Below are 1,673 nucleotides of genomic sequence, written 5' to 3'. Positions count from 1 at the left end.
GGCGCGGCCCAGCATGACTTTGGAGGTACTGGCGCAACCGGCAACGGTCAGCAGCATGGCCGCCAAGGCGACCCAACGGATGTTCATGGCGTATACCCCTGTAGGACTGGTTCGGATCATCAGCCGGGCACTCTGAATCGGCGCCAACATCGGGGCTCGACCCATGGCCGCACGCTAGCACGGGGCCGGTGAGGCTGACGGCAACGGCGGTAGGCGGCACTGCCTGGAACGGCTATGGTTGGCGCATGAACAACCACGGGAGGGCGCTATGGGTGTGATCAGTCTGTTGTGGGGCGTGCTGGCGCTGCTGTGGATGATCCTGGCGTTGATACCGCTGCTGGGCTGGGGCAACTGGTTCCTGATCCCGTTCGCCGCGGTCGGCGCGATCATCGCCGCGCTCGGCATCCTGTTCACCCACCCCAGCAAGCGCGGCCGGGCGTGGACCGGGCTGATCCTGAACGGCATCGTGGTGGTGGTCGGCATCCTGCGCCTGGGGCTGGGCGGCGGCGTGATCTGAGCCGGCCGGGCCGGTGCGACCGGGCGTCGCAGGGACACGGCCGCCGGCCGGGCAGGGAGTAGAATGGGCGGCTGCGCGAGCCCCCCGCGTGCCTGTCGAACCGCGCCCTGCGCGGCTGCTCCCATGATCATTCGTTCCCGCCCCCACGGCTGGCAACTGCTGTACATCCTGCGTGGCTCCATCGTTCCGGCGATCGCGCCGAAGGTGCTGGCCATCCTCATCCTGTCCATCGCGGTCGCCGCGGTGGTGGAGCTGGCGCCGCCAATCGGCATCGAGCGCGTTTCGGTCACCCCGTTCACCCTGCTCGGCCTGGTTCTGTCGATCTTCMTSAGCTTCCGSAACARCGCCTGCTACGACCGCTGGTGGGAGGSSCGCAAGCTGTGGGGCCAACTGGTGTTCGAATCGCGCTCGCTGGCGCGGCAGGTACAGGTGCTGCTGGCCGACGACGCGCCGCGCCGCCAGCGCCTCGGCTACCTGACCACCGCCTTCGCCCATGCACTGGCCGCGCGCCTGCGCGCCCGCGACGTTGCGCTGGCGGCGGTGCCATGGCTGGACGAGGAACAGCGCGGGCAGCTCGCCCAGCGCGGGAACGTGCCCGATGCGTTGCTGGCGATGATCGCCGCCGAACTGGCCCAAGCCCGTCGCGCCGGCACGCTCGATTCCATTCTTTACGTCCAGCTGGAAGAGCGCCTGCACGCGATGTCCTCGATCCAGGCTGGCTGCGAACGCATCCTGACCACCCCGCTGCCGTTCGCCTACACCCTGCTGCTGCACCGCTGCGCGTGGATGTTCTGCGTGCTGCTGCCGTTCGGCCTGGCCAGCTCGCTGGGCTGGGCCACGCCGGTGCTGTCGGCGGTGCTGGCCTACGCCTTCTTCGGCCTGGACCAGCTGGGTGAAGAAATGGAAGACCCGTTCGGCCTGGAGCCGAACGACCTGCCGCTGGACGCGCTGGTGCGCACCATCGAGATCGACCAGCTCGACGCCCTCGGCGAACGCCCGTTGCCCGCACCCCTGCTGCCGCAGGGCTACCTGTTGCAATAGCCACTCCCCGGAGCCTGCCATGCCTCATCCCCATTACCGCCCGCGGCGCATGCGCCATGACGAATTCTCGCGCCGCCTGATGCGCGAGAACACGCTGACCACCGACGACCTGATC

2 protein-coding genes are annotated in these 1,673 nt (G+C 68.9%); both read left to right on the top strand.

Features of this window, described 5'->3' with window-relative positions; all coding sequences use genetic code 11:
• Nucleotides 1–268 precede the first annotated feature (268 nt).
• On the top strand, nt 269–517 hold the full coding sequence (locus tag AC1VAN_RS21035) for a hypothetical protein (RefSeq protein ID WP_032952021.1): 249 nt from the start codon (nt 269–271) through the stop codon (nt 515–517).
• A gap of 123 nt (nt 518–640) precedes the next feature.
• Complete coding sequence (locus AC1VAN_RS21030; RefSeq protein ID WP_480986658.1) at nt 641–1,558, top strand: bestrophin family protein; 918 nt, start codon at nt 641–643, stop codon at nt 1,556–1,558.
• Nucleotides 1,559–1,673 lie beyond the last annotated feature (115 nt).

It is taken from the genome of Stenotrophomonas sp. 05L44_2 (assembly GCF_056665995.1).
This window is presented reverse-complemented; position numbering and strand designations above follow the sequence as displayed.

Coding starts and splice junctions, on each gene's coding strand:
- AC1VAN_RS21035 (WP_032952021.1), top strand. CDS start 269: ATGGGTGTGATCAGTCTGTTGTGGGGCGTGCTGGCGCTGCTGTGGATG.